The organism is Schaalia sp. Marseille-Q2122 (assembly GCF_903645355.1).
Lineage (GTDB): Bacteria > Actinomycetota > Actinomycetes > Actinomycetales > Actinomycetaceae > Pauljensenia.
In genome coordinates, this window is record NZ_CAHJXR010000008.1 from 35,741 (window position 1) to 56,785 (window position 21,045).

The 21,045-nt window shown below is 62.3% G+C and carries 17 protein-coding genes and 1 pseudogene; 6 read left to right on the plus strand and 12 right to left on the minus strand.

The window, feature by feature from the left end; genetic code table 11:
- Positions 1 to 313 precede the first annotated feature (313 nt).
- From HWX48_RS09775 to HWX48_RS11310, 3 genes and pseudogenes are all read left to right on the plus strand, one after another.
- A complete protein-coding gene (locus tag HWX48_RS09775) occupies positions 314 to 535 on the plus strand; it encodes a hypothetical protein (protein ID WP_175957066.1) in 222 nt (73 codons plus the stop codon).
- Between the two features lie 226 nt (positions 536 to 761).
- Positions 762 to 1,331: pseudogene (locus HWX48_RS11305) on the plus strand (hypothetical protein); the annotation flags it as partial.
- A gap of 29 nt (positions 1,332 to 1,360) precedes the next feature.
- Positions 1,361 to 1,888, plus strand: a complete 528-nt coding sequence (locus HWX48_RS11310) for a hypothetical protein (RefSeq protein WP_254873062.1) — start codon at positions 1,361 to 1,363, stop codon at positions 1,886 to 1,888.
- Between the two features lie 316 nt (positions 1,889 to 2,204).
- On the opposite strand, the gene HWX48_RS09785 is transcribed toward HWX48_RS11310, so the two are convergent.
- Genes HWX48_RS09785 through HWX48_RS09795 form a run of 3 tightly spaced genes read right to left on the minus strand, consistent with a single transcriptional unit; the run spans position 2,205 to position 6,146 of the window.
- Entirely contained in the window at positions 2,205 to 2,675 is a 471-nt protein-coding gene (locus HWX48_RS09785) for a response regulator (RefSeq protein WP_175957067.1), read from the minus strand.
- Positions 2,676 to 2,708: 33 nt separating this feature from the next.
- Positions 2,709 to 4,682 (minus strand): sensor histidine kinase, encoded by a 1,974-nt coding sequence (locus HWX48_RS09790; RefSeq protein WP_175957068.1) that lies wholly within the window; start codon positions 4,680 to 4,682, stop codon positions 2,709 to 2,711.
- On the minus strand, positions 4,683 to 6,146 hold the full coding sequence (locus tag HWX48_RS09795) for a DASS family sodium-coupled anion symporter (protein ID WP_175957072.1): 1,464 nt from the start codon (positions 6,144 to 6,146) through the stop codon (positions 4,683 to 4,685).
- 700 nt (positions 6,147 to 6,846) lie between these two features.
- Between HWX48_RS09795 and rarD the strand changes: the two genes are divergently transcribed.
- Entirely contained in the window at positions 6,847 to 7,800 is a 954-nt protein-coding gene (rarD, locus tag HWX48_RS09800; RefSeq protein WP_254873063.1) for an EamA family transporter RarD, read from the plus strand.
- Positions 7,801 to 8,020: 220 nt separating this feature from the next.
- Positions 8,021 to 9,010, plus strand: a complete 990-nt coding sequence (gene iolG / locus HWX48_RS09805) for an inositol 2-dehydrogenase (RefSeq protein ID WP_175957074.1) — start codon at positions 8,021 to 8,023, stop codon at positions 9,008 to 9,010.
- A gap of 368 nt (positions 9,011 to 9,378) precedes the next feature.
- On the opposite strand, the gene HWX48_RS09810 is transcribed toward iolG, so the two are convergent.
- The 3 genes from HWX48_RS09810 to HWX48_RS09820 are packed head-to-tail and all read right to left on the minus strand — an operon-like array spanning position 9,379 to position 12,921.
- Positions 9,379 to 10,515 (minus strand): zinc-binding dehydrogenase, encoded by a 1,137-nt coding sequence (locus HWX48_RS09810; protein ID WP_175957076.1) that lies wholly within the window; start codon positions 10,513 to 10,515, stop codon positions 9,379 to 9,381.
- Between the two features lie 14 nt (positions 10,516 to 10,529).
- Positions 10,530 to 11,417 carry a myo-inosose-2 dehydratase gene (gene iolE, locus HWX48_RS09815; RefSeq protein ID WP_175957077.1) on the minus strand — a complete coding sequence of 296 codons (888 nt, stop codon included), beginning with the start codon at positions 11,415 to 11,417 and terminating at the stop codon, positions 10,530 to 10,532.
- Between the two features lie 10 nt (positions 11,418 to 11,427).
- Complete coding sequence (locus HWX48_RS09820) at positions 11,428 to 12,921, minus strand: CoA-acylating methylmalonate-semialdehyde dehydrogenase (protein ID WP_175957080.1); 1,494 nt, start codon at positions 12,919 to 12,921, stop codon at positions 11,428 to 11,430.
- A 316-nt stretch (positions 12,922 to 13,237) separates the two neighbouring features.
- On the opposite strand from HWX48_RS09820, the gene HWX48_RS09825 reads away from it, so the two are divergent.
- Positions 13,238 to 13,939, plus strand: a complete 702-nt coding sequence (locus HWX48_RS09825) for a hypothetical protein (RefSeq protein WP_175957082.1) — start codon at positions 13,238 to 13,240, stop codon at positions 13,937 to 13,939.
- Between the two features lie 289 nt (positions 13,940 to 14,228).
- Here HWX48_RS09825 and HWX48_RS09830 read toward each other — a convergent pair whose 3' ends face one another.
- From HWX48_RS09830 to iolC, 6 genes are all read right to left on the minus strand, one after another.
- Entirely contained in the window at positions 14,229 to 14,750 is a 522-nt protein-coding gene (locus HWX48_RS09830) for a hypothetical protein (RefSeq protein ID WP_175957084.1), read from the minus strand.
- Positions 14,751 to 16,160, minus strand: a complete 1,410-nt coding sequence (locus HWX48_RS09835) for a BMC domain-containing protein (protein ID WP_175957085.1) — start codon at positions 16,158 to 16,160, stop codon at positions 14,751 to 14,753.
- Entirely contained in the window at positions 16,157 to 16,528 is a 372-nt protein-coding gene (locus tag HWX48_RS09840) for a hypothetical protein (RefSeq protein ID WP_175957087.1), read from the minus strand. Before HWX48_RS09840 ends, HWX48_RS09835 begins: the two co-directional genes overlap by 4 nt.
- A gap of 361 nt (positions 16,529 to 16,889) precedes the next feature.
- The gene (iolD, locus tag HWX48_RS09845; protein WP_175957088.1) at positions 16,890 to 18,800 is read right to left on the minus strand and encodes a 3D-(3,5/4)-trihydroxycyclohexane-1,2-dione acylhydrolase (decyclizing); all 1,911 of its coding nucleotides are present in this window, start codon (positions 18,798 to 18,800) and stop codon (positions 16,890 to 16,892) included.
- A gap of 131 nt (positions 18,801 to 18,931) precedes the next feature.
- Positions 18,932 to 19,807, minus strand: a complete 876-nt coding sequence (iolB, locus tag HWX48_RS09850) for a 5-deoxy-glucuronate isomerase (RefSeq protein WP_175957090.1) — start codon at positions 19,805 to 19,807, stop codon at positions 18,932 to 18,934.
- Complete coding sequence (gene iolC / locus HWX48_RS09855) at positions 19,800 to 20,981, minus strand: 5-dehydro-2-deoxygluconokinase (protein ID WP_175957092.1); 1,182 nt, start codon at positions 20,979 to 20,981, stop codon at positions 19,800 to 19,802. The genes iolB and iolC overlap by 8 nt, the downstream gene beginning before the upstream one ends.
- Between the last annotated feature and the right edge of the window lie 64 nt (positions 20,982 to 21,045).

Genomic DNA, 21,045 nt, shown 5'->3' on the forward strand with positions numbered 1-21,045 from the left:
TTGTTGGAGTCTTGCTTGGCGCGTTCTTTCTCTTCGCACGACAATTCCCTGCTCAACACCCCTTTTCGCCCGCAATCGCCCTCGCCCTTCACTCCCCTAGACCCTCCATCCACAGCCATAATCCGCAGCATTGCAGGCGTTATCAGCTGTGCCATTGCCCACCTCGCCTACCATTAACCCCTTGGTAAGAGTAGAGTAGAGGTTGCTGAACAAAGTTTCTTAAATCTGACGAAACTGACAGCACTTCAATAGACACGCTGCCGTGCGAAGCACGGTTCGTGCTTCGCCAGCACGAACCGAAAGGAACATTCGCATGAATCACATTGTCGACTCCACCATCGCCCGCGCCACCTGGCAGCACACCGCTGACCGCGTCGCCCTGGCCGTCACCATCATCATGATCGCCACCATGGCCGTCTCCGCTGGCATCTACGCAGGCTCCATGGCCGCCGTCGCCACCGCAGCCACCGCAGCAGTGATTGCCCTGGCAGCCACCTTCACCCTTCGCGAGCCCATCGCCGCCCGCGCACACTGATGACATTCCGGGGCGCGCAAGGAAGCGCGCCCCCGCTCTGGTCGCGTAACACCTCAGGTGTTGCGCCTTTTTTATACCCACATCCAGACATAGCGGACACCCCGATCATCACCCCCACCTTCACGACGGCATACACCCCCGGGTGGATCAGCTCTCAAAACAGCACCTAACCCCTCTCCCGTTTCCCCTGAAGCAGGGCAGTGGCGGAAAACAACACCATGCCCATGTGCTCCCCTCCTCCTGGCCTCCCCGAACGCCTCGCCAAACCCCTCGCGAGAGTCCACACCCCCTCACGCCACCCCTTCCCGGAGCGGGGCCCGCATGGTTTCCTGCCGTCATGGGCACCGGCATCCTCGCAGGCCTCCTGCACACGCACGCCAACGTGATTCCCGGAGCCTCCGCCCTCGCCTCCACCATGCTCATCATCTGCTGGGTGCTACTCATCGGACTCACCCTCAGCTTCATCCTGCGCTGCCTCACCCAACCCGGCGTGCTGCGCGCAGCCCTCACGCACCCCACGCAAATCCCCTTCTGGGGCACCGTTGCAATGGGGATCCTCTCAGCCGGATCCTCAACCACCACCGTACTGCCCACCCACTGGCCAGGCACCGGCGAGATCGCCTGGCAGATCGACACCGTCACCTGGAGCGTCGGCACCATCATCGGCATCCTCTCCGCCCTCTACTTCGGAACCCGCCTAGTCGGCCCGAACCTCGGTGACCCCACTCCCGTGTGGGGCCTCGCCGTTGTGGGGCCAATGGTGTCGGCAACCACCGGGGCTCTGCTCGCGCAACATGTTCCCGCACACCTTGCTCCCTACATCCTATGGTGGCACTCAGCTGCTTCTTCCTCGCCCTGTCCCTGGGCCTGGTCATCTTCGCCTACGCCTACCAACGCCACTGGCGCACAGCTCCGGTCCCACTGGTGGCCTCGGCCTCCTCCTGGATTCCGCTCGGACTTGTTGGGCAATCCACCGCCGCCACACAAGCCCTCGCCCACACCGCCACCCCCATGACATCGCCCGAGTTCGCCCAGGCCCTCGCCCACATGGCGAATCTCTACGGCTACTCCATGTTCATTGTGGGCACGCCACTGATTGCTTGGGCCACCCTGGTCACGCTGCGCGGATTCCAACACCGTATGCCCTTCACACCCGGCTGGTGGGCGCTCACCTTCCCGATTGGTACCCTGGCCCTGGGTGCAACCCTGCTGGGGCGCGGCAGCGGATACACCGTCTTCACCGGCCTTGGCGTGACAGCAACCGTCATCCTCATTGGCACGGTTGCTCTGTGCCTAATGGCAAGCTCTCAAGCCGTCGGCAGAGCAGCCTTCCGCACAGCTTCCCACAGCTAAAACCCTCAGGCCGGGACCGCCAAAGCAAACAGTGCAGAAGTACGAGGCACCACAGCCAAGAAGTGGCTCTATCTCTGCTCCCAGCTCACCCCGCTCCCAGGTGTGAGCCCAAGCAGCTTCCACCCACCTGGACCTCAAAAACCCCGTGGGCGCACACGCGGGAGCCAGAAAGACGAAAGGCTGCCCACCCTACAAACGAATGCCTCAACAGAGAAAGGCCCTGTGTGGTGGACTCGCCAGAGTCCACCACACAGGGCCCACCTGCAGCAGCTATCCGCTCAGGCACACAATCACACGCACAGCCCAAGCATGAAGCTCAGCGCAGCGCCTCCATGACGCGCACACCATCAAGCACAGGCAGATACGGCAAAGGATCCACGCCCGCGCGCAACACATAGGTGGTCAACTGATCACGCACAACAGCCACCAGATCCCCAGGCTGCCAGGGCTTGGCAATGTAGTGATCCAGGCCCGCCACATTGAGAGCACGGATCGTATCCTCCTGATCAGCCTGACCAGTCACCAGCACCGTGCGAACATCCGCGAAACGCTCATCCGAAGCCAGCTCCACCAAGAAATCCACGCCGGTCTTACCCGGCAGGCGATGGTCCGACAGCACCACTGCCAGCTCGTCACCATCGGCATAGATCTCCTCAAGAGCAGCCCAGGCATCGTCAACGGTGTCAGCTGTCTCAAGGCGAATCTTGCCCCAGAAGCCTTCCAAGTCACGCTCAAGAGCCTCGCGGACTTCAGCCTCATCCTCAAGGGAGAGAATCGTCAGTGTCATTTCTGCGCCTCCTTCATTCTGTAGGGGTGAGCTTCACTCAGTAGGGGTGGTTGGTGTGGCGGGCAGGGTCGCATGAGCAGGAAGGGCCACAATCATTCGCGTGCGGCCGGGCGTTGAATCAACAGTAATCGAACCGCCCACGTCCTCCACGATGGAACGCGAAATCGCCATCCCCATCCCCAGGCCGTAGCGCACACGCCCCGCCTTCGTCGTGAAATGCGGTTCATAAATGCGCTCCAGGACGGATGCTGGAATACCCGGACCGTTATCGGTGATCGTCACCATCACCTGATCGCGGAAACACTCCACAGCAACGTGAATCAGCGGCTCATCCTCGCCGCGTGCAGGTGATTCTCCGCGCGCAGCAGCATCCTCACGCTCGTCATCGATCGCCTCAGCGGCGTTGACCAGCAGATTCGTCCACACCTGCTGGAGCTTCGCCGGGTGAGCCAGCACGGCTGGCACGTCCTCGTAGTAGCGCTCCACCTCAATGCCGCGCAGGCGGTGGTTCGTCAGACGCAGCACGTCATCAAGCCCCTCGCGCACGTCCACGGCCTTAAGGTCCTCACTGTCAGGCCGCGCGTAACCCTTGAGGCTGGCCGTCAATTCAATGACGCGCTCAGAGGCCGACAGGACCGACCGCAGCGAGGATCCCGCCCGCGCGCCAAGCTCCACAGCAGGCAGTTCCTTGCCGCGTCGTTTGGTGAGTTTACGGGCTTCCACAGGGTCTTCCACCCCCGCTTGGACGAGGCGCCGCGCGAGGGCGCGATCGCCGACGACCTCGTAAATCTGGCGGACGAGTTCGCGTTCTTGCGCGGTGGAGCGCACGGCTTGCGTGCGGGCCCGGCGCATGGCGGTGTGGGCGGCGGCCATGGCGGGCGTGGTTTCCAGCAGGGCATCGAGGTCTTCGCCGAGGTGCTCGGCGGCGCGCACGAGGGCGGTCACCGGGTTGTTGAGTTCGTGGGCGATGCCGGCGGAGAGCTCGCCAAGCATGGCAAAGCGCGTGCGTTCGACGAGCTCAGCGCGCGTGTTCTTGAGGTCCTCAAGGGTTTCGGCCAGGTGGGCGCGTTCTTCTTCGAGGTCCTCGGCGAGCACCGCGTTTTCCATGTGGAGGTCCTCAGCTCGGATGAGGCGCCGCGTGAGGGATTGGATGGCCAGGACGGCGAGCGTGCCCGCAACGGAAGGCTTTTCATCAATGACCATACGCAGCTGCTCGTTAGTCAGGCGCACCACCTGCGCGGGAGTGGTGGTCGTTGCGGTGAAGAACGCTTTCTCGTTGCGCGTGAGGGACACGAGGCCGATGAGCAGGCCCGAGGTCGCGTGGTGGAGCAAGAGTTCGCCGCGATCGGTTTCACGCCGCAGGCTCACTTGACCATCAAGCACCAGGTGCACGGCGGCAATCGAGGTGTTCTGACGGGTGAGATCAACACCCGCAGGAATGCGGATGCGTGGGCGACGCCCAATGACTTCTTCGACACCTTCAAGGAGTTCACGCACCATGTCGTACTCATCGGCGCCTAGGCCTTGGAGTAGCGGGCCTTGGACGGCGCGTTTTGGCGCGGGGCCAATGAGTTCAATAATGCTCTCGCGGCTGAGGCCTTCTTGAAGGAAGTAGGCCACCATCACCTGGTAGGCCTGGCCGAGGAAGAGCCCCAGGGTGCAGGGGGCGCGCATGACGGCCGCCAGGTGACCGGCGCTGGTCAGGGTTGCCAGGTCGGTGTGTTCATCCTGGTCGGTCAGGAGGATCCACTGTGTGTCTTGCAGGAGGGGCATGTGAGCAACCCCAGTGAAAGCCTCGTCGATGTTAGGCACCTCTGAGGACACCATGCCCAGGGCAACGTGGTCGGCGGGCAGGAGCGTGGAGTTCCACCGGGTAAGTTCCTCCCCGTCGGCCACGCAGACAAGGTCAATTTGGGGGAATGCGCGCTCCCAGTCGGCGACAATGCTCGACACAATGCCGCGCGAGTCGTCACCCACAAGGATGACGTGAACCTGGGAGAGCTTCACTCACACCACCCCCAGCAGGCCCCAGGTCAGCGGTGCGAAGATGGCGAGCAGGGCCACGCCGGTGACGCCGACGACCATGCCGACGATGACCATTTCGCGGGTGGGTGTGGTGCCGGTGGCGTAGGCGATAGCGTTGGGCGGGGTGGAGATCGGTAGGCACATGCCCAGCGAGCAGCCCAGGGCCAGGACGATTGCGACCTCGGCTTCGGAGGCGGCGATGGTGGTGGCCAGGCCGATACCCATGGGGATGAGCAGGTTGGCCGAGGCCGAGTGGGAGATGACGTTGGAGACAACCCAGCCGACGATCGCCAGGACGAGGACGAGGAGGGCGACGGGGATCGCTTCCCAGCTGATGGAGCCGATGAGGAACTTGTCCAGGCCGGTGTCTCCCACGCCCTTACCCAGGGCGATACCGCCGGCGACGAGCCACAGGACGGGCCAGTCGAGGGCCTTGACGTCGTCACCGTTCATGACGCCCAGCACCATGAGGGCCACGACGGGGAGGAAGCCGACGGTGTTGGAGGAGATGCCGTGGAAGGACTCGGTCATCCATAGCAGGATGGTCAGGCCGGCCACGATGTAGAAGATCTTGGCGTTACGGGAGTTGTCGAACTTGGCGGAGGTGTCGACCTCGAAGCTGGCGTCGCCGGGGATGTAGCGCCAGGAGATGAACAGCCACGACACGAGCAGGGTCAGCAGGGTCATGGGCAGTGCGGCGAGCATCCACTCGACGAAGGAAATGTGGATGCCTGCGCTTTGCAGGGCGCCGAGGGCGATGGCGTTGGGCGGGGTGCCAACGGGGGTGCCCATGCCGCCAACGTTGGCGGCAACGGGGATGGAGAGGGCGATACCGGTGCGGGCTTTGCCTTCAGGGAGGGCGATGATGACGGGCATCATGATGGCGAACATAGTGGCGGTGGTGGCCGTGTTCGACATGAACATACTCATGACGGCGGTGATGAGCATGATGCCCATGACGGTCATGCGTGGGTTGCCGAGGAAGGGGCGTAGGAGGACGGCGGAGAGGGCTCGGTCGACGCGGTACTTGGAGGCGCCGTCAGCAAGCATGAAGCCGCCGAGGAAGAGGATGATGACCGGGTTGGCGAGTGCGCCGAAGAAGACGCTGGCTTTGGGGGCTTCCTCGCTGACCGCCAGGAGGGATTGGTCAGAGACGAGGAGGACTTCCAGGAAGATGATGAGGACGGCCGTTGCGGCCAGGGGGATTGCTTCGGTTACCCACAGAAGGATGGCTGCGAGGAAGATGCCGAGCATGCGTGAGCCTGCTGCGTCCAGGCCAGGGACTTCCACGAAGAGGAAGGTCGTGAGGACGATAATGGTGGCGATGCGGCCGAACCATTGGATCTTGGTGACGTCAGGCTTTGCTCCCCCCTTCTTTGCCTTGCTGGGGCTTGAGGACGGGCGTGCAGCGACACGGATTCGTGTACGGGATGCAGGCGGAACCATAGAGTTGACACCTCACAGTGCTGGCCGGAGCGATGTGGTCAGAACGATGTCGATCATAGGCGAGTTCCCCGACAACCGGGAGCACAATTCACAGTTTTGAAACCTTCCCTGAGGTGAGCTTGTTCGCTTGCCTCTTTATTTCTGGGCTTTTGTAGGTCTTTCGTCGCAAGTTCTGAGGTGGGGCGGGAGAGTCCGAGTGGCCGACCTGTTTCGTAGCGGGTTCCCAGGTGTGAGCCCAGCGCGCTTTGGGGGTGTTGGGGGTAGAAAACTGCTCTGGGCTCACACGTGGGCGCAGGGGGCTCGTCACGCCGGGCGACGGCCCCACGCCGCAGTGCCTTGCGGACGTGGAAACCGTTCCGAGTGCTTCACTGCTCTGACTCCGGCGGTCTTCCCTGAGAGCACTCAGCTGTGCGCTCAGCGCGCTTTGGGGGTGTTGGGGGCGGATAGTTCTCTGGGCTCACACGTGGGAGCATGAAGGACAGGCACGTATCGGAACAAGCAGATCAATGCCACACCTCCACCGTTCTTTTTCTGGGCGCGCCCAGGTGTGAGCCCAGCCGTTTTTCGGGGCCGTTAGGGCGGAAAATGCTGTGAGCTCACACGTGGGCGCAGGGGCTCGTCACGCGGGGCGACGGCCCCACGCCGCAGCTCAGGAAGGACAGAGTTCTGGCGATGTCCGAAGGCGCGTATCCTGGCATGTGTGTCGACACCTTCGCAGTCTCAGGCTTCCTCCCAGGCTTTTGGCCTGGCCATCCTGGCCCATGTGATCTGGGGGTTCTTCCCCCTGTATTTTCGTGAGCTTGACCCGGCCCATCCCCTTGAGGTGATCGTTCACCGGGCAGTGTGGGGCCTTGTTGCCTGCGTTATCGCCCTTATGCTCTTGAGGCGTGTTGGTGGCTTGATGAGCGTGCTGCGTAATTACGACCTTATGTGGCGCCTGACCGCTGCAGGGCTGCTGATCATTGCGAATTGGACGACCTACGTCTACGCCGTGCAGATCGGACGGACGGTGGATGCGGCACTGGGGTACTTCATTAACCCACTGGTGACGGTTGCTTTGGGCGTCATCTTCTTGGGTGAGCGTATCCGGCCCCTGCAGTGGGCGGCGGTGAGCCTGGGGGCGCTCGCTGTTGTTGTGCTCCTCATTGGTGTGGGCTCCCTGCCGTGGATTTCCTTGGTTTTGGCTTTTAGTTTTTCCTTTTATTCCCTGGTGAAGAAGAAGGTCGCGTTGAAGGTGGGGCCGTTGGAGGGTATGGCCGCCGAAACGGCGGCCATGACACCGATCCTGCTGCTGTTCTATGCGTATCTTGTGGCGACTGGAATGACATCGTTCCATGTGTTGACTGGCCAGGGCGCCACCCCTGCGAGCATCGCGGCACATGCCGCGCTGCTCGCAGGGGCCGGTGTCTTGACCGTGATCCCTTTGATGCTTTTTGCGAAGTCATCTCAGCATTTGCCTTTGGGCGTGTTGGGGTTGATCCAGTATCTGTCTCCGTCTTTGCAGTTCATGTTGGGCGTGTGGGTGTTCCGCGAGCAGATGGAGCCTATCCGCTGGGTGGCGACCGGCATTGTGTGGTGTGCGCTGGTGTTGGTGACGACGGACTGGTTTGTGCAGGCGCGGAAGTTGCGTCGCCTGCAGGAGCACAGTGCTTAAGGTAAAGCTCTCCGGCATTGGCGCGCATTGCGCCCAGCCCTACGGCTCCGCGAATACAGGAACTGTCTGAGGTAGTGATCGTCGTCAGCGAAGCACCATGCGTGCCGACTACGCTGCACCACCACCCCCATTTGTCCGAACAAAGTATTCACATTCCTGTGACATTGCGCCTAGAATTGAGGGCGCACCTGTAATTCCTCCGCACACAAGGAAGTGTCGAATGCTTCGTATTGCTCTTATTGGCGCCGGCCGAATCGGCCAGGTCCACGCACGCTCCGTCGCCGCCCACCCCCATGCCCAGCTTGCCCTCGTTGCTGACCCCTTCCTCGAAAACGCACAGGCCGTTGCCGCAGCCTACGGCGCTCGTGCCAGCGATGACGTTGATGCTGTCTTCACCGACGATGAGGTTGACGCCGTCATTATCTGCTCTCCCACTCCCCTGCATGTCCCTCACATCCTGGCCGCCGCCCGCGCAGGCAAGCCCGCCCTGTGCGAAAAGCCGGTCGCCATGGAAACCGCTGCCGTTGAGAACCTCCGCGCCGATCTTGAGGGCCTTGACCCCGTTGTCATGCTCGGATTCAACCGCCGCTTCGACCCGTCCTTCCGTCACATTCACGACCAGGTCGAGGCTGGAGCCGTGGGCACCCTTGAGCAGCTCACCATCATTTCGCGTGACCCCGCCGCTCCCCCCAAGGAGTACATCGCTGTTTCTGGCGGCGTCTTCAAGGACATGACGATCCACGACTTCGACATGGCCCGCTACTTCCTGGGCGAAATTGTTGCCGTGTCTGCCGTTGGCCAAAACCTTGACCCGGAGCTCGCTGACACTGGCGACTTTGATGGCGTCATCATTACCCTTATCAACGCTGAAGGCCACAGTGCCACTATTACGAACTCGCGCCACTGCGCCTCGGGCTACGATCAACGCCTGGAGGCTTTCGGCACGAAGGGCGCGCTCTTTGCCGAGAACGTGCGCCCCACGACGGTGCGCTACTCCACCGCTGAGCACACCAACGCTGAGGACCCCTACCTGGACTTCTTCCTCCAGCGTTACGAGGCCGCCTACTCCGCTGAGCTTTCGGAGTTCATTGCGGCTATTACTGAAGGTCGTCGCCCCTCGCCTGATATTGAAGACGGTGCCGCCGCCTTGCGTCTGGCCGAGGCCGCCGAAGAGTCTGCGCGCACAGGAAAGGTTGTGCGTCTGGACTGAGGCGACCCGCACGGTAGTGCGCTGTGGCGCAGTGACATGGTGTGCTGTGCCGCCGCTGGGTGCCGCTCTGCTTGTCCCTCAATGAGGGGAAGTAGGGCGGCACCCTTTTATGCACCCTCTCGCATACCCCTCTGCCGCGCTCTGGGCTGAGCCCCCTGTGACAGCCCAGCGCCACGTGCGCCCACAGCCCAGCGCCACGTGCGCCCGCAATTCGTGCGCGTATGCACCTTCTCTACATGCCCACCTGAAGCGCGCCTCCACGCGCAGTTGTGCCCGCCGCCTGAAACCAGGCAGCGGGCACAACTCCCACAAGAAAGGATCTCCGTGATCCCAACAGACGCAACGCGCGGCTACATTCGCAGCCTGCGCTACATCTTCACGACGGCGCGGCCTTGGATTTCTCCACGGCGCAACGCTTCGTAGGTGTCGGCAACCTCGTCAAGGCTGACCTGTCGGGTGACGATGTCTTCGTAGCGGATGATTCCGGCTTCCGCTAACCGAATGACCTCAGGCAGGTCTTGACGGGTCAGCGCACCGTAGGAGCCCACAATGGATTGCGAGCGGCGCACGGTGCGGTTGATTTCCACTCCCGCTGTTTGAACGCCGGCCCCGAGGCCGATAGGCACCATGCGTCCGCCGTCTCGCAGCACGTTGAGGGCGGTTTCCCACGTTTGTGGCCGCCCCAGCACCTCGAAGGCAATATCCACGCCAAATCCGCCGGTGATCTCAAAGGCTCGCTCGCGCGCATTCTCGGTGGCGGAATTAACGACGGCGGTGGCTCCCAATGCCAAAGCGGCATCAAGCTTTTCATCCGAAATGTCAATAGCAATGACGTCCTTGGCGCCAAACGCCCTCGCCAATTGGATGACGTTGGATCCCACGCCGCCCGTTGCAACAACGGCGACAGACTGTCCGGCGCGCAGGTCAGCGCTGCGGCGCACCGCCCCGTAGGCTGTGAGCGCCGCGCATCCCAGGATGGCCGAGGCCACCGGGTCCACCGTGTCGGGCACGGGCGCCACGGAGGTGACGGGGATGACGCAGTATTCAGCCAAACCACCCATGGAGTACATGGCGATGGGGTTTCCATCGAGGTCGGCCAGGCGGGTTTCACCGTCGTAGAGCGTGCCTTTGAGGCGGTTCATGGAGAAGAACGGCCCGCAGAGGTCATCGCGGCCGGCGGCGCAGGCGGGGCAGTCACCGCAGGGCATGAGGAATGCTCCTGCGACGCGCTGCCCCACCTGGAGCCCGCTGTGTTCGGTTCCGGGTCCGAGCTCGACCACTTGGCCTGCGACCTCGTGGCCGAGCACGGCGGGAAGGGGGAAGGCGATGGCGCCACCGATCACGTGGAGGTCAGAGTGGCAAAGCCCGCAGGCGCTGACCTTTACGAGGACCTCGCCTGCACGCGGGCGCGGTGTGCGAATCTTGTGGATTTCCAGGCCCTTGTCGATGCTGGACAGGACGGCTGCCCGCATGGTCTCCGGCACGACAGGGGCGTTGTGGCTCATCGCTGCGGCCCTCCTTAGACGCCCAGGGAGTCGCGCAGGTACTTACGCGCGATGAGGGCGTATTCAAGGGGGTTGGCGATGGCCGGATCCTGTTCGGCTTCGACAAGGAACCACCCGTCGTAGTCCGAATCGACCACGGGACGCATGAGCGTTGCGAAGTCCGTGGGGCCGTCGCCGGGCACGGTGAAGGCGCCAGCCAGGATCGCGTCAAGGAAGCTGAGCTTTTCAGCGCGGGCTTTTTCGACGATCTCGGGGCGGATGTCCTTCAGGTGCACGTGGCCGATGCGCGGCAGGTAGCGGGCGATCACGTCTGCGGTGCTTTCGCCTGAGAACAGTAGGTGTCCGTTGTCGACCAGCAGAAGGAGCTTGTCAGGGTCGGTCATCGACATGAGGCGGTCGATTTCCTCGGTGGTCTGCACGCCGGTGCCCATGTGGTGGTGGTAGGCCAGGCGCAGGCCCTTTTCCTTGGCAATGTCGCCGAAGCGGTTGAGGCCTTCAGCGAGGCGCTCCCATTCTTCGTCGCTGAAGTAGGGTTTGTCGTCGAAGACTGACTTGTCGCGCATGCCCTGGATGGAGTGTCCCTGTTCGCAGATGTTCACGCAGTCTGCTCCGAGGGCCACCATGTAGTCGCAGAAGTCGATGAACTTCCGTTCCTCGTCCTCGTAGGGTTCGGTGGTCAGGAGGCAGCCGTGCCAGGCGGCGGCGATGCGGATGCCTCGTAGGTCGAGTTCGCGTTTGAGGACGGCGGGGTCCTTGGGGTACTTGTTACCGATTTCGGTACCTTCGTACCCGGCGAGCGCGACCTCGGAGAGGATCTGCTGGTAGGTGGTTTCGCCGCCGAGTTCGGGCATGTCGTCGTTGACCCAGGCGATGGGCGCGCAGCCTACGCGAATGGTGCTCATGGGGGTTCCTTTACTCTTCTCGCTGGAAGGACATGGTGGCTGCGTAGCTCTTTTCGGAGGGCCAACGCGAGGTGATGGCCTTCAGGCGCGTGTAGAAGCGCACGCCCTCGGGGCCGTGGATGTGGGTGTCACCCAGGAGGGAGGCCTTCCATCCACCGAAGGAATAGTAGGCGACGGGGGTGGGGATGGGGACGTTTACGCCGACCATGCCGGCCTCGACGTCGAGGGTGAAGCGGCGGGCCATGCCGCCGTCGTTGGTGAAGATGGCTGCGCCGTTGCCGAATTCGGAGGAGTTGACGAGGGCGATGGCCTCTTCGTAGGTGTCGGCGTGGACGATGGTGAGGACCGGGCCGAAGACTTCCTCGTGGTAGACGGGGGCGTCTAGGGGCACGCCGTCGAGGATGGTGGGGCCGAGGAAGTGGCCGTTTTCGTGGCCGGGGACGACGAGGCTGCGTCCGTCGAGGACGACGTCGGCGCCGCGTGCTTCAGCGTCGTCGATGAGTCCGGTGATGCGTTTCTTTGCGGCTGCGTCGATGACGGGCCCCATGTCGACGCCTTCGTCGAGGCCGTAGCCGACCTTGATTTTTTCGGCGTGTGCCTTGACGCGTTGGGCGAGGTCGGGGCCGATGCCTCCGACGGCGACGACGACGGGGAGGGCCATGCAGCGTTCGCCTGCTGCGCCGAAGGCTGCGGCGCTGATGTGTCCGGCGGCGAAGTCGAGGTCGGCGTCGGGTAGGACGATGGCGTGGTTGTTGGCTCCGCCGAGGGCTTGGACGCGCTTGCCGTGGGCGACGCCGGTGTTTTGGATGATGTGGGCGACGGGGGTGGATCCGACGAAGGAGATGGCGTCGATGCCGGGGTGGGTGAGGATGTCGCCGACGAGTTCGCGGTTGCCGGAGATGACGTTGAAGACGCCGTCAGGCAGGCCGGCTTCCTTGTAGAGCTTGGCGGTGAGGATGGCTGCCGAGGGCGTGGGGGATGCGGGCTTGAGGATGAAGGCGTTGCCGGTGGCGATGGCGACGGGGTGCATCCACATGGGCACCATGGCGGGGAAGTTGAAGGGGCAGATGCCTGCGACGACGCCGACGGGCTGGTGGAGGGTGTGGATGTCCACGCCGCCTGCGATGTCGAAGGAGTGTTCGCCCTTGAGGGCGATGTTGATGGCGGTGGCGAAGTCGAGGGTTTCGCGGCCGCGTTGGATTTCTCCGATGGCGTCGGAGTAGTTCTTGCCGTGTTCGGCGACGATGAGGCGGGCCATTTCGTCTTGGTGTTCGAGGACGAGTTCGCGCATGCGGAACATGATGGCGACGCGCTTGGAGAGGGGGACCTTTGCCCACTTCTTTTGGGCTTCGCGTGCGACTGCGACGACGTGGTCGAGGTCGTCCTTGGAGGCTTGGAGCAGTTGGCCTTCTACTTCGCCGGTGCCGGGGTTTTCGACGGGGAAGGTGCCGACGGGGGTGCCGTGGTAGGACTCACCGTTGACCCAATGTTCGATCGTCGTCATTGTCGTGAACTCCTTGTGGGGTTTCGCTGCGGCGGCATGGGGTGTGCGCTGGTGGGCACGCCTGTGTGCCGATTGTTTCCCATCCTAGTCCTCCCAGACGGCATTTGTCAGTACATATGGTGAATTTGTTCCGTCATTTACGAGGGCGGGGCGGGAGGCACCTTTCCACACCCTCTACCTACCTTCACCCGCCAAATAGGTGGCTTGTTGGTATTCCGGTGGCGGGTGCGTCGCCGGAATACCAACAAGCCACCGGTATACCCGGTATACGAGGGATGCCCGGTGGGCCAGGGTGACGGGCAAGTAGGCTGGGTTTATGCATGAATCCCTCCAGGCCCTGATCGCTCGAGTTAACAGTTTTGAGTTCGACTCCGTACCGCCGGAATCCCCCTTCTTTGTGTCCGACTCGGCGCGCGAAAAGTTCGAGGCCACCACCGGTGCGCCTCGTCCTTTCTATGGGAGCACCATCATTTACGACCTGGATGAGGCGGCGAAGCAGTGGATTGATGAGCTTGCCGAGCGGCTTCACTCTGAGTTAGGTGAGGGCTTGGCACAGCCTCTACCTCGCGAGTCCTTTCACCTGACTCTCCATGACCTGCGCGCTCACCCGCAGCTCAACGCGATCAGCGACACGCTCTTTTGGGACTCGCGTCAGGTGCCTGCCCTGCTTGAGCAGGCTCGCTTGTGCGGCCCGGTCTCCATGACGGTCAATGCTGTGTTCAACCTGATGAACACCAGTGCCGTCATTGGACTGGTTCCCGCCACAGATGAAGATTGCGAGCGCGTCCTTGCAGCTCGGACGGCGTTTGACTCCTGCGTCCCATCGGGGGCTTTCACACCCCACATCACGCTGGCCTACTACCGGCCGGATTCCCCTCGCCCGATTGACCCCTCCCACTATCGCGCACTCCTTGAGGAACTGACCGGCGCGTATGCGGGCAAGAGCATCACTTGTGAGCCCGAGAAGTTGGCCTACGCATACTTTTCTGACATGTGCACCTATTGGCCGGTGTACTGATGGGGCACAAAAGCGTCCTGTCAGGGTGTGCTGGCGGCGGCGGGTGTTCAAGGTATGCCAGCTGAATGCGTGCTGCTTGGAGCGTGTACCAGCAGGCCGGGTGGGGTGTGCTGGCGGCGGCGGGGTAGGCCCGGGCGTATGGACTGAGCGAGCGGTAGCGAGCGAGGGAATCGGGCGGGGCCGCCGCCAGCACCCGCCACCTCCTCAACTATGGGAGCCTCGTTGTACTTTCTGGGGGCTATGCGGTGTGCAAACTGCAACGCGGTGTGTACAACCGCAGAAACATCCATCAACGCGGAGCGCCCCGAATCAATAACCAGCCACGCCCCAGAGGACGCTCAAGCACAAGATCGGCGTTATCAAAACCAGTGGCCCATGGGCGCTTAATGCCCGTCATATCAATGTCATCAAGCCCAAGCTCGTAGTCGTTAGCATCGGGATAGGCATCAATTGCCGCTGATGAAAAACTCGTGTGCTCGTCAATATAGTCGCGTATCGCCTGTTCATCGGCGATGAAAGCGATGGCGTAGCCCCAACCACCCGGATAAGACTCAGCAAACATTTCCGCAGGCTTCACGCTCACCACCTCAGCACCCTCAGGCAAGGTGGTACCCGGAGGAATCATGAGGATCTCCTCGATATACTCCACATCGGCAGGATAGGGAGCCCCCTCCTGGTGAACAACAGACATACCAACCTCCGCTTGACTGTCACGCACACTTGTTTCATTCAACGAACATGAGGAGAGGGCGCCGAGCACCATCACTCCAACTAAAAGGCCGATGTAGCTGCGGCCAAAATACTGAGGCATTTAACGGCTCTTCACTTCCGACTCACCGACAAGATCAAACTCTTTTGCAATCCCTGCCTTGTGGAACTCTTGGAGCTGCTTGTCGCCAACGGTAATCGGTCCAATTTGAGTGGACTTACTTCCATCCCAGTTATAGCGGTCAGCAACATGCACTTTATAGTCAACCTCACTTCGCCACTCACTTGAGGTTTCATCTGGAGGATAGACCGTTACCGTCCCAGCGGTCGCGTACTGGAAACCACCCGTAGCGAAAAACCAATTCGGGTCATCTGATTTTTTGGCGTAGTGACTTTTCCAATCCGTGGTGAACGGGTATGTCACAGGCCCTGTCATGTCGGAGTCTTTTGCCGCTTGAATAGCTTGTGCCTTCGTTGAGTCGATCGTCATGTCACTGTCCGCCTTGAAACGCGGGAGATCGTCAAGCATTCGATCGACATTGATATCTGCGGGCGTGCCGGTGTTATCCAGGTAATGAGAGAGGTTCTTGGCAGCATCAGGCCACATTGGGGCCATAATGTCGGCCCCACTCGTGGCCATTTCATGCATGAAGTAATCCCCAAAGCCCGGTGATCTCTGACCATGCTTACCAGATCCTTCATTCTCCGAATCACCAGGGTATTGCCAGGGCGCGATCTTTGGTATCGGCGCGTTCTTCCCTGGAACGGGTTTGCCTAATCCACCCGGCTTGTTCGGTTCGCCTGCTCCGTTCCCCTCGTCGGAGTGTTGATTTCTACGGCCATCGCGGGCACCGCGTCGTGTCTTCCTTTGCCACCATGGTGTCTGATCCCCACGCTCGTCGGTGAGCCAACCTGTGCCTGCAGCTACCCCCAACCCAAGAAGCCCGGCAGGACCCGCCAGAGTCGCAAGACCCCACAGTGGCAGATCTTCTGCGCCCCACTGTCCTTCACCCTGAACACTCATGGCTGTCGCATATGTGGAGTCAACATCTTCCGCTTTGTCCATTGCTGTTTGAACTGCGTTACGGACAAGCTCAATCGTTTTCATGTCCTCCGCAACGGATTGTGCGCTCGATGCGAGCGTGGATGTCATCCGTGAAGTACCGGTTGACACGGAACCGTCAGCACCGATGACGAAACCGGACTGGTCTGCAAGGCGAAGCGCAGCGTCAACCGCTGAGCGTACCTGTGCCACTCCTTCCGAGGCTCGTACGGTTGCTGATATAAGGCCTTCAATTACCCGGACGTATCCATCGACAATGCGAATATGATCAGACAGCTGTTGACGCATTGCGTCAGCGGCCTCCCCTTGGGAAAGCATGCCATTCACTGCCTTCTCAAGAGAACGCTGTGCATCTTCCAGCGTCGCAAGGGCACGCCGATAGGTAGTGGCGGCGTCATCGATACGCATCGGCTCCCAGGTTGAGATCTCCGCCCATCCAAACACCATCACGCACCCCCTAAGCGTTGAGCAAGGCGGCTAAACATTTCTGCGTCCTTCGCAGTAACTGCGCTTGTCGATACAGAATGGGTAACAGATGAGAATGTTGATGCCATCTGTTCCTCAGTGGCCTGGGCTCTCCTTAAGGATTCGAGCACGCTAGCGCTGAATTGGCTGAGTTCTTCGATGAGTTTATCCATGCTCTGGGTCAACAGATCGTTCATTGCCGCAGCGCGTGAAGCTGAAAGGCTTCCACTCATTCCCGCTGCTACATCTGTAACGATCTGTGCCATTTTAAGTTGCGCTAGTTCTTCACTGGCGTTGTCAACCTTTTGCGAGAACCATTCCAAGTCACCATCGACAATACGGAGATCTTGCATATTCCAAGCTAACAACCGCAACCTGGGAAAACACCTAAAATTGACGACTCAAGTATCTCCTGAGGACATGACAACCCGAAGGAGGGTGCCAGTTTCACACAGTGGCGCCACTCTCCTCGCACTCCGTACACAGAAGAGCGAGGGAATCGGGCGGGGCCGCCGCCAGCACGCACCACCTCCTCAACTATGGGAGCCTCGTTGTACTTTCTGGGGGCTATGCGGTGTGCAAACTGCAACGCGGTGTATAGACACAGAGTGGCAAAAGCTGTGGCCCCACCCAAACGGGCGGGGCCACAGCCACCAGTCACAGACAACAGGCATTCACCTGCGCCGGAACTCATCTTCTACAGGCACTCACCTCTTACAGGTAATGCCTCTGCGGGGCACGGTCGCGCACGTAATCCTCGAAGGCGCTCTGCGTGGACTCAATACGCGACACCTGCGACACCGGCACATCCCACCAGGAGGAGCCCGGAGGGTTGGGGCCATATAGGTCGGTCTCAATATGAATCATCGTGGCCCGGTCGGAGGCTTCAGCCTGACGGTAGGCCTCCTTGAACTCCTCAATGGTGTGGACCTCGATCACGTCAATACCCCAGGAGCGGGCGTTGGCCGCAATATCCACATCAAGTTTGCGGCCATCCACCGTGTGGTCAGCTCCGGCGCCGCCCGCACGGTAGCGCGTGCCAAAACGCTGGGAGCCTCGCGACTCCGACAGGGCGCCAATGGAGGCAAAACCGTAGTTCTGCAAGAGCACGAAGATGACCTTCACTCCCTCTTGGGCGATGGTGGCCAGTTCCATGGGCAGCATCTGGTAGGTGCCGTCCCCCACAATGGACACCACCTGCGAGTCCGGCAGCGCCAGCTTCACGCCCAAGGCCGCTGGAATCTCGTAACCCATGCAGCTGAAGGCGTACTCCACGTGGTACTGGACGGGCGTGCGCGCCTGCCACAGGGCCTGCAGGTCACCGGGCATGGAGCCAGCGGCGTTAATGACCACGTCGTTATCACCCATCAGTTCATTGAGGGCACCAAACACGTCGGTCTGCGCGGGGATCGGGCCGTGGCCGGTGTGGGTGGCCTCGTAGACGCGCTTCTCCCACGCGGCCTTTTCTTCGGCAACTTCAGCGGCGTAGGCCTCGTCAACGTGGTAGCCCTCCAGGGCGGCGGTCAGTGCCGCGAGCGCCTCGCGGGCGTCGGCGACCACCATCTCCGCACCATTCTTCACCGCATCAAAGGCCTTGACGTTGATGTTGATAAAGCGGACATTGGGGTCCTTGAACTGGGTGTGGGAGGCGGTGGTGAAGTCCGAGTAGCGCGTGCCAATGCCAATCACCAGGTCTGCCTTGTCGGCAATGTGGTTGCCCGAATCGCCGCCGGTGGAGCCCACACCGCCAATGGAGCAGGGGTGGTCGAAATTGATGGCACCCTTGCCGGCCTGCGTGTCGGCCACGGGAATTCCCGTGGAAGAAGCGAAAGCCCGCAACTCCTCGAAGGCCTCGGAGTAAATCGTGCCGCCACCGGAAATGACCATTGGCCGCTTCGACGCACGGATCATCTCCGCCGCACGCTCAATGGCGGCCCGCTCGGCCGGGGTGCGACGCACATGCCACACGCGCTTAGCGAACATCTCAACGGGGAAGTCGTAGGCCTCGGCCTGCACGTCCTGGGGCATGGCGATGACGACGGCGCCCGTGTCGGCCGGGTCGGTCAGGGTACGCATGGCTTGCATGAGGGAGGGCAGGAGCTGTTCAGGGCGGTTAATCCGGTCGAAGAAGGCCGACACCGGGCGGAAAGCATCATTGCAGGTGGTGTCGAAGAGTACGGGGTTTTCGACCTGCTGAAGCACCGGGTCAGGAATGCGGTTGGCGAACTGATCGGAGGGGAAGATGAGCACGGGCAGGCGGTTGGTGGTGGCCAGGGCAGCGCCGGTGACCATATTGAGCGAGCCGGGGCCGATCGAAGCCGTGCACATCATGGTTTGCAGGCGATTGCGCGCCTTGGCGTAGGCGGCGGCGGCATGCACCTCGCCCTGCTCGTTGCGGGGCATGATGTAGGGCATGGAGCCACCGTCGGGCTCGGGGTCGATCTCGTTTTGCAGCAGGGCCTGGCCGATGCCGGCGACGTTGCCGTGGCCAAAGATACCGAAGGCGCCGGTGACGAGGCGCTGTTCAACGCCGTCGCGTTCGGAGTATTGGTTAATGAGGAATCGGATGGTGGCTTGCGCGACGGTGAGGCGCACGGTTTCTTGGCCGAGGCTGACGAAGGTCATGGGTGCTCCTGGTGGGCGGGTGGGTGGTAGTCCGTCTGGCGAGGCCGCCGCCGCGCCCTCCTTTGGGCGGTGACGTGGCCCCGCTGCCCCAGAGTGGGCTGGACCGTGGTGGGTGTGGGGTGGGAGGGATATTAGGGGTTCATGGGGGTCATGGGCAGACGCGGGTCGACCTCTTGGGTCTGCCAGGTTTGGCGCACCCAGGTGTGGTGGGGGTCGTCGGTCATGAGCCACACGGAGTCTTCGGCGGTCCGGCCATGACGTTGGTAGTACAGGTCGTAGCCGGGCGCTGCGACGGAGGGCCCGTGGTAGCCGTAGGGCATGATGACGATGTCGCCCGAGTGCACCTCGGTGCACACGTCAATGTCGTGTCCGGGTGAGGGGTAGATGCGTTGGAGGGCGAAGCCTTCGCGTTCATCGTGGCCGGGGCGGATTTCGTAGTAGTAGATCTCTTCGAGGATGCGTTCGAGCTCGGTGTGCTCGTCGTGCTTGTGGGGCGGGTAGGAGGACCAGTTGCCGCCGGGGGTGAGGACCTCGCAGGCCAGCAGGTGCGAGGTTTCCACGGTGTTGCCCAGGGCGTAGTTGTTGACCTGGCGGGAGGAGGGCCCGGCGCCGCGCAGGGTGGTGACGACCTCGCTGCGTGGGCAGTAGCGGACGGGCAGGTCAGCGGTGGCTTTCGCGCCGGGTAGGGCGAAGCGGCCGCCCTCGTGGGAGACGATGGTGACGTCGGCGCCGCGGGGGACGTAGAGGTAGTCGGTGATGTCGGTGAAGGGGCTGGTGCGCCCGTCCAGGGTGAAGCGTTCGGTGTTGACTTCGACTTCGCAGCCGCCGGTGAGGGGCAGGACGAGGTATTCAATGTCTCCACCGGGGATGCCGACACTGCCACCTGCGGGCAGGGTGAGGATGCGCAGCGCTGACCAGTCCCATCCGGCTTTTTCGGGGGTGAGGTTGAGGTCGAAGTTCGCGTCGGCAAGTTCTCCGGCGCGAATAACGTAGCGGCTGTCAGTCATGGGGGTCCCCTTCCGTGCAGGTGGTGTGGCTGGAGGTGCTGGCTGAGGTGTGTTGCGCGGGGGCGCCCTCGTTGCAGTGGTGGTGCGCTCGGGTGCACTGCGCGGACGAGGACGTCGCGCTGGGCGGGCGTGCGCGTTGGGGCGTGCTCGGCGTGAGGCGTTCGACGCGGGGGAAAACGTCGGGGTTGGCGTTAATGAGGTGGTCGACCTCGAATTCGGTGGGCATGGCTGTGGAGCATTCCAGGCGGGAGGCGACGATGGCTCCTGCGGTGGAGGCGAAGTGGATGACTCGGCCCAGGTCCCAGCCTTGCAGGAGGGCGTGGCAGAAGGATCCTCCGAAGGAGTCGCCTGCGCCGAGGCCGTTGAGGGTGTTGACGCGGGTGGCGGGCACGAAGATGCGTTCTTCGCGGGTTTTGGCCAGGGTGCCTTTGAGGCCTTGTTTGATGACGGCGATCTCGACGCCGCGTTCGAGGAGGGCGTCGGCGGCGCGCTCGGCCTCGTTGCAGCCCACGGCGATAGCGCATTCTTGGAGGTTGCCGATGGCGACGTTGACGTAGGGCAGGACGGCGTCGATTTCTTCGCGCGCGTGGTCTTCACTGCGCCAGAAGCGTGGGCGGTAGTCGAGGTCGAGGATGGTCCATTCGGGGCTTGAGAGGTAGGGGTTGTCGATCTCGCTGCTGTCGAAGAGGGCGCGCGCTTGGAGGGCGGCGTGGTGGGCGCTGCGGACGGGTTCGGCGCACAGGCCGGAGGCGGAGAACCAGAACACGCGGGCGCTGCGAACGGCCTCGAGGGGGATGTGGGTGGCTTGGAGTTGGAGGTCGGGGGCGGTGGGGTCTCGGTAGAAGTAGAGGGGGAAGTTATCGGGTGGGAAGATTTCGCAGAAGGTCACGGGGGTTGTGATGCCTTCGATGACCATGACGTAGCGGTCTGAAACGCCGAGGCGCCGCATTTCAGCGCGGACGAAGCGGCCGAAGGGGTCGTCGCCGACGGCGGTAATAATGGCTGAGCGTCTGCCCATCCGGGCTGCGGCGACGGCGACGTTGGTGGGAGATCCGCCGAGGAATTTTCCGAAGCTGTCGACCATTTCGAGGCCGACGCCCGCCTGTAGTGGGTAGATGTCGACGCCGCTTCGCCCGATGGCCAGCACATCTAGGTGCGTCGGGTGAGTGGGCATGGTGTTTCCTTCCACGACATTGGGGCGTTTGCACTGTGTCCTAGATTACCGCCCGCCCCTCGTT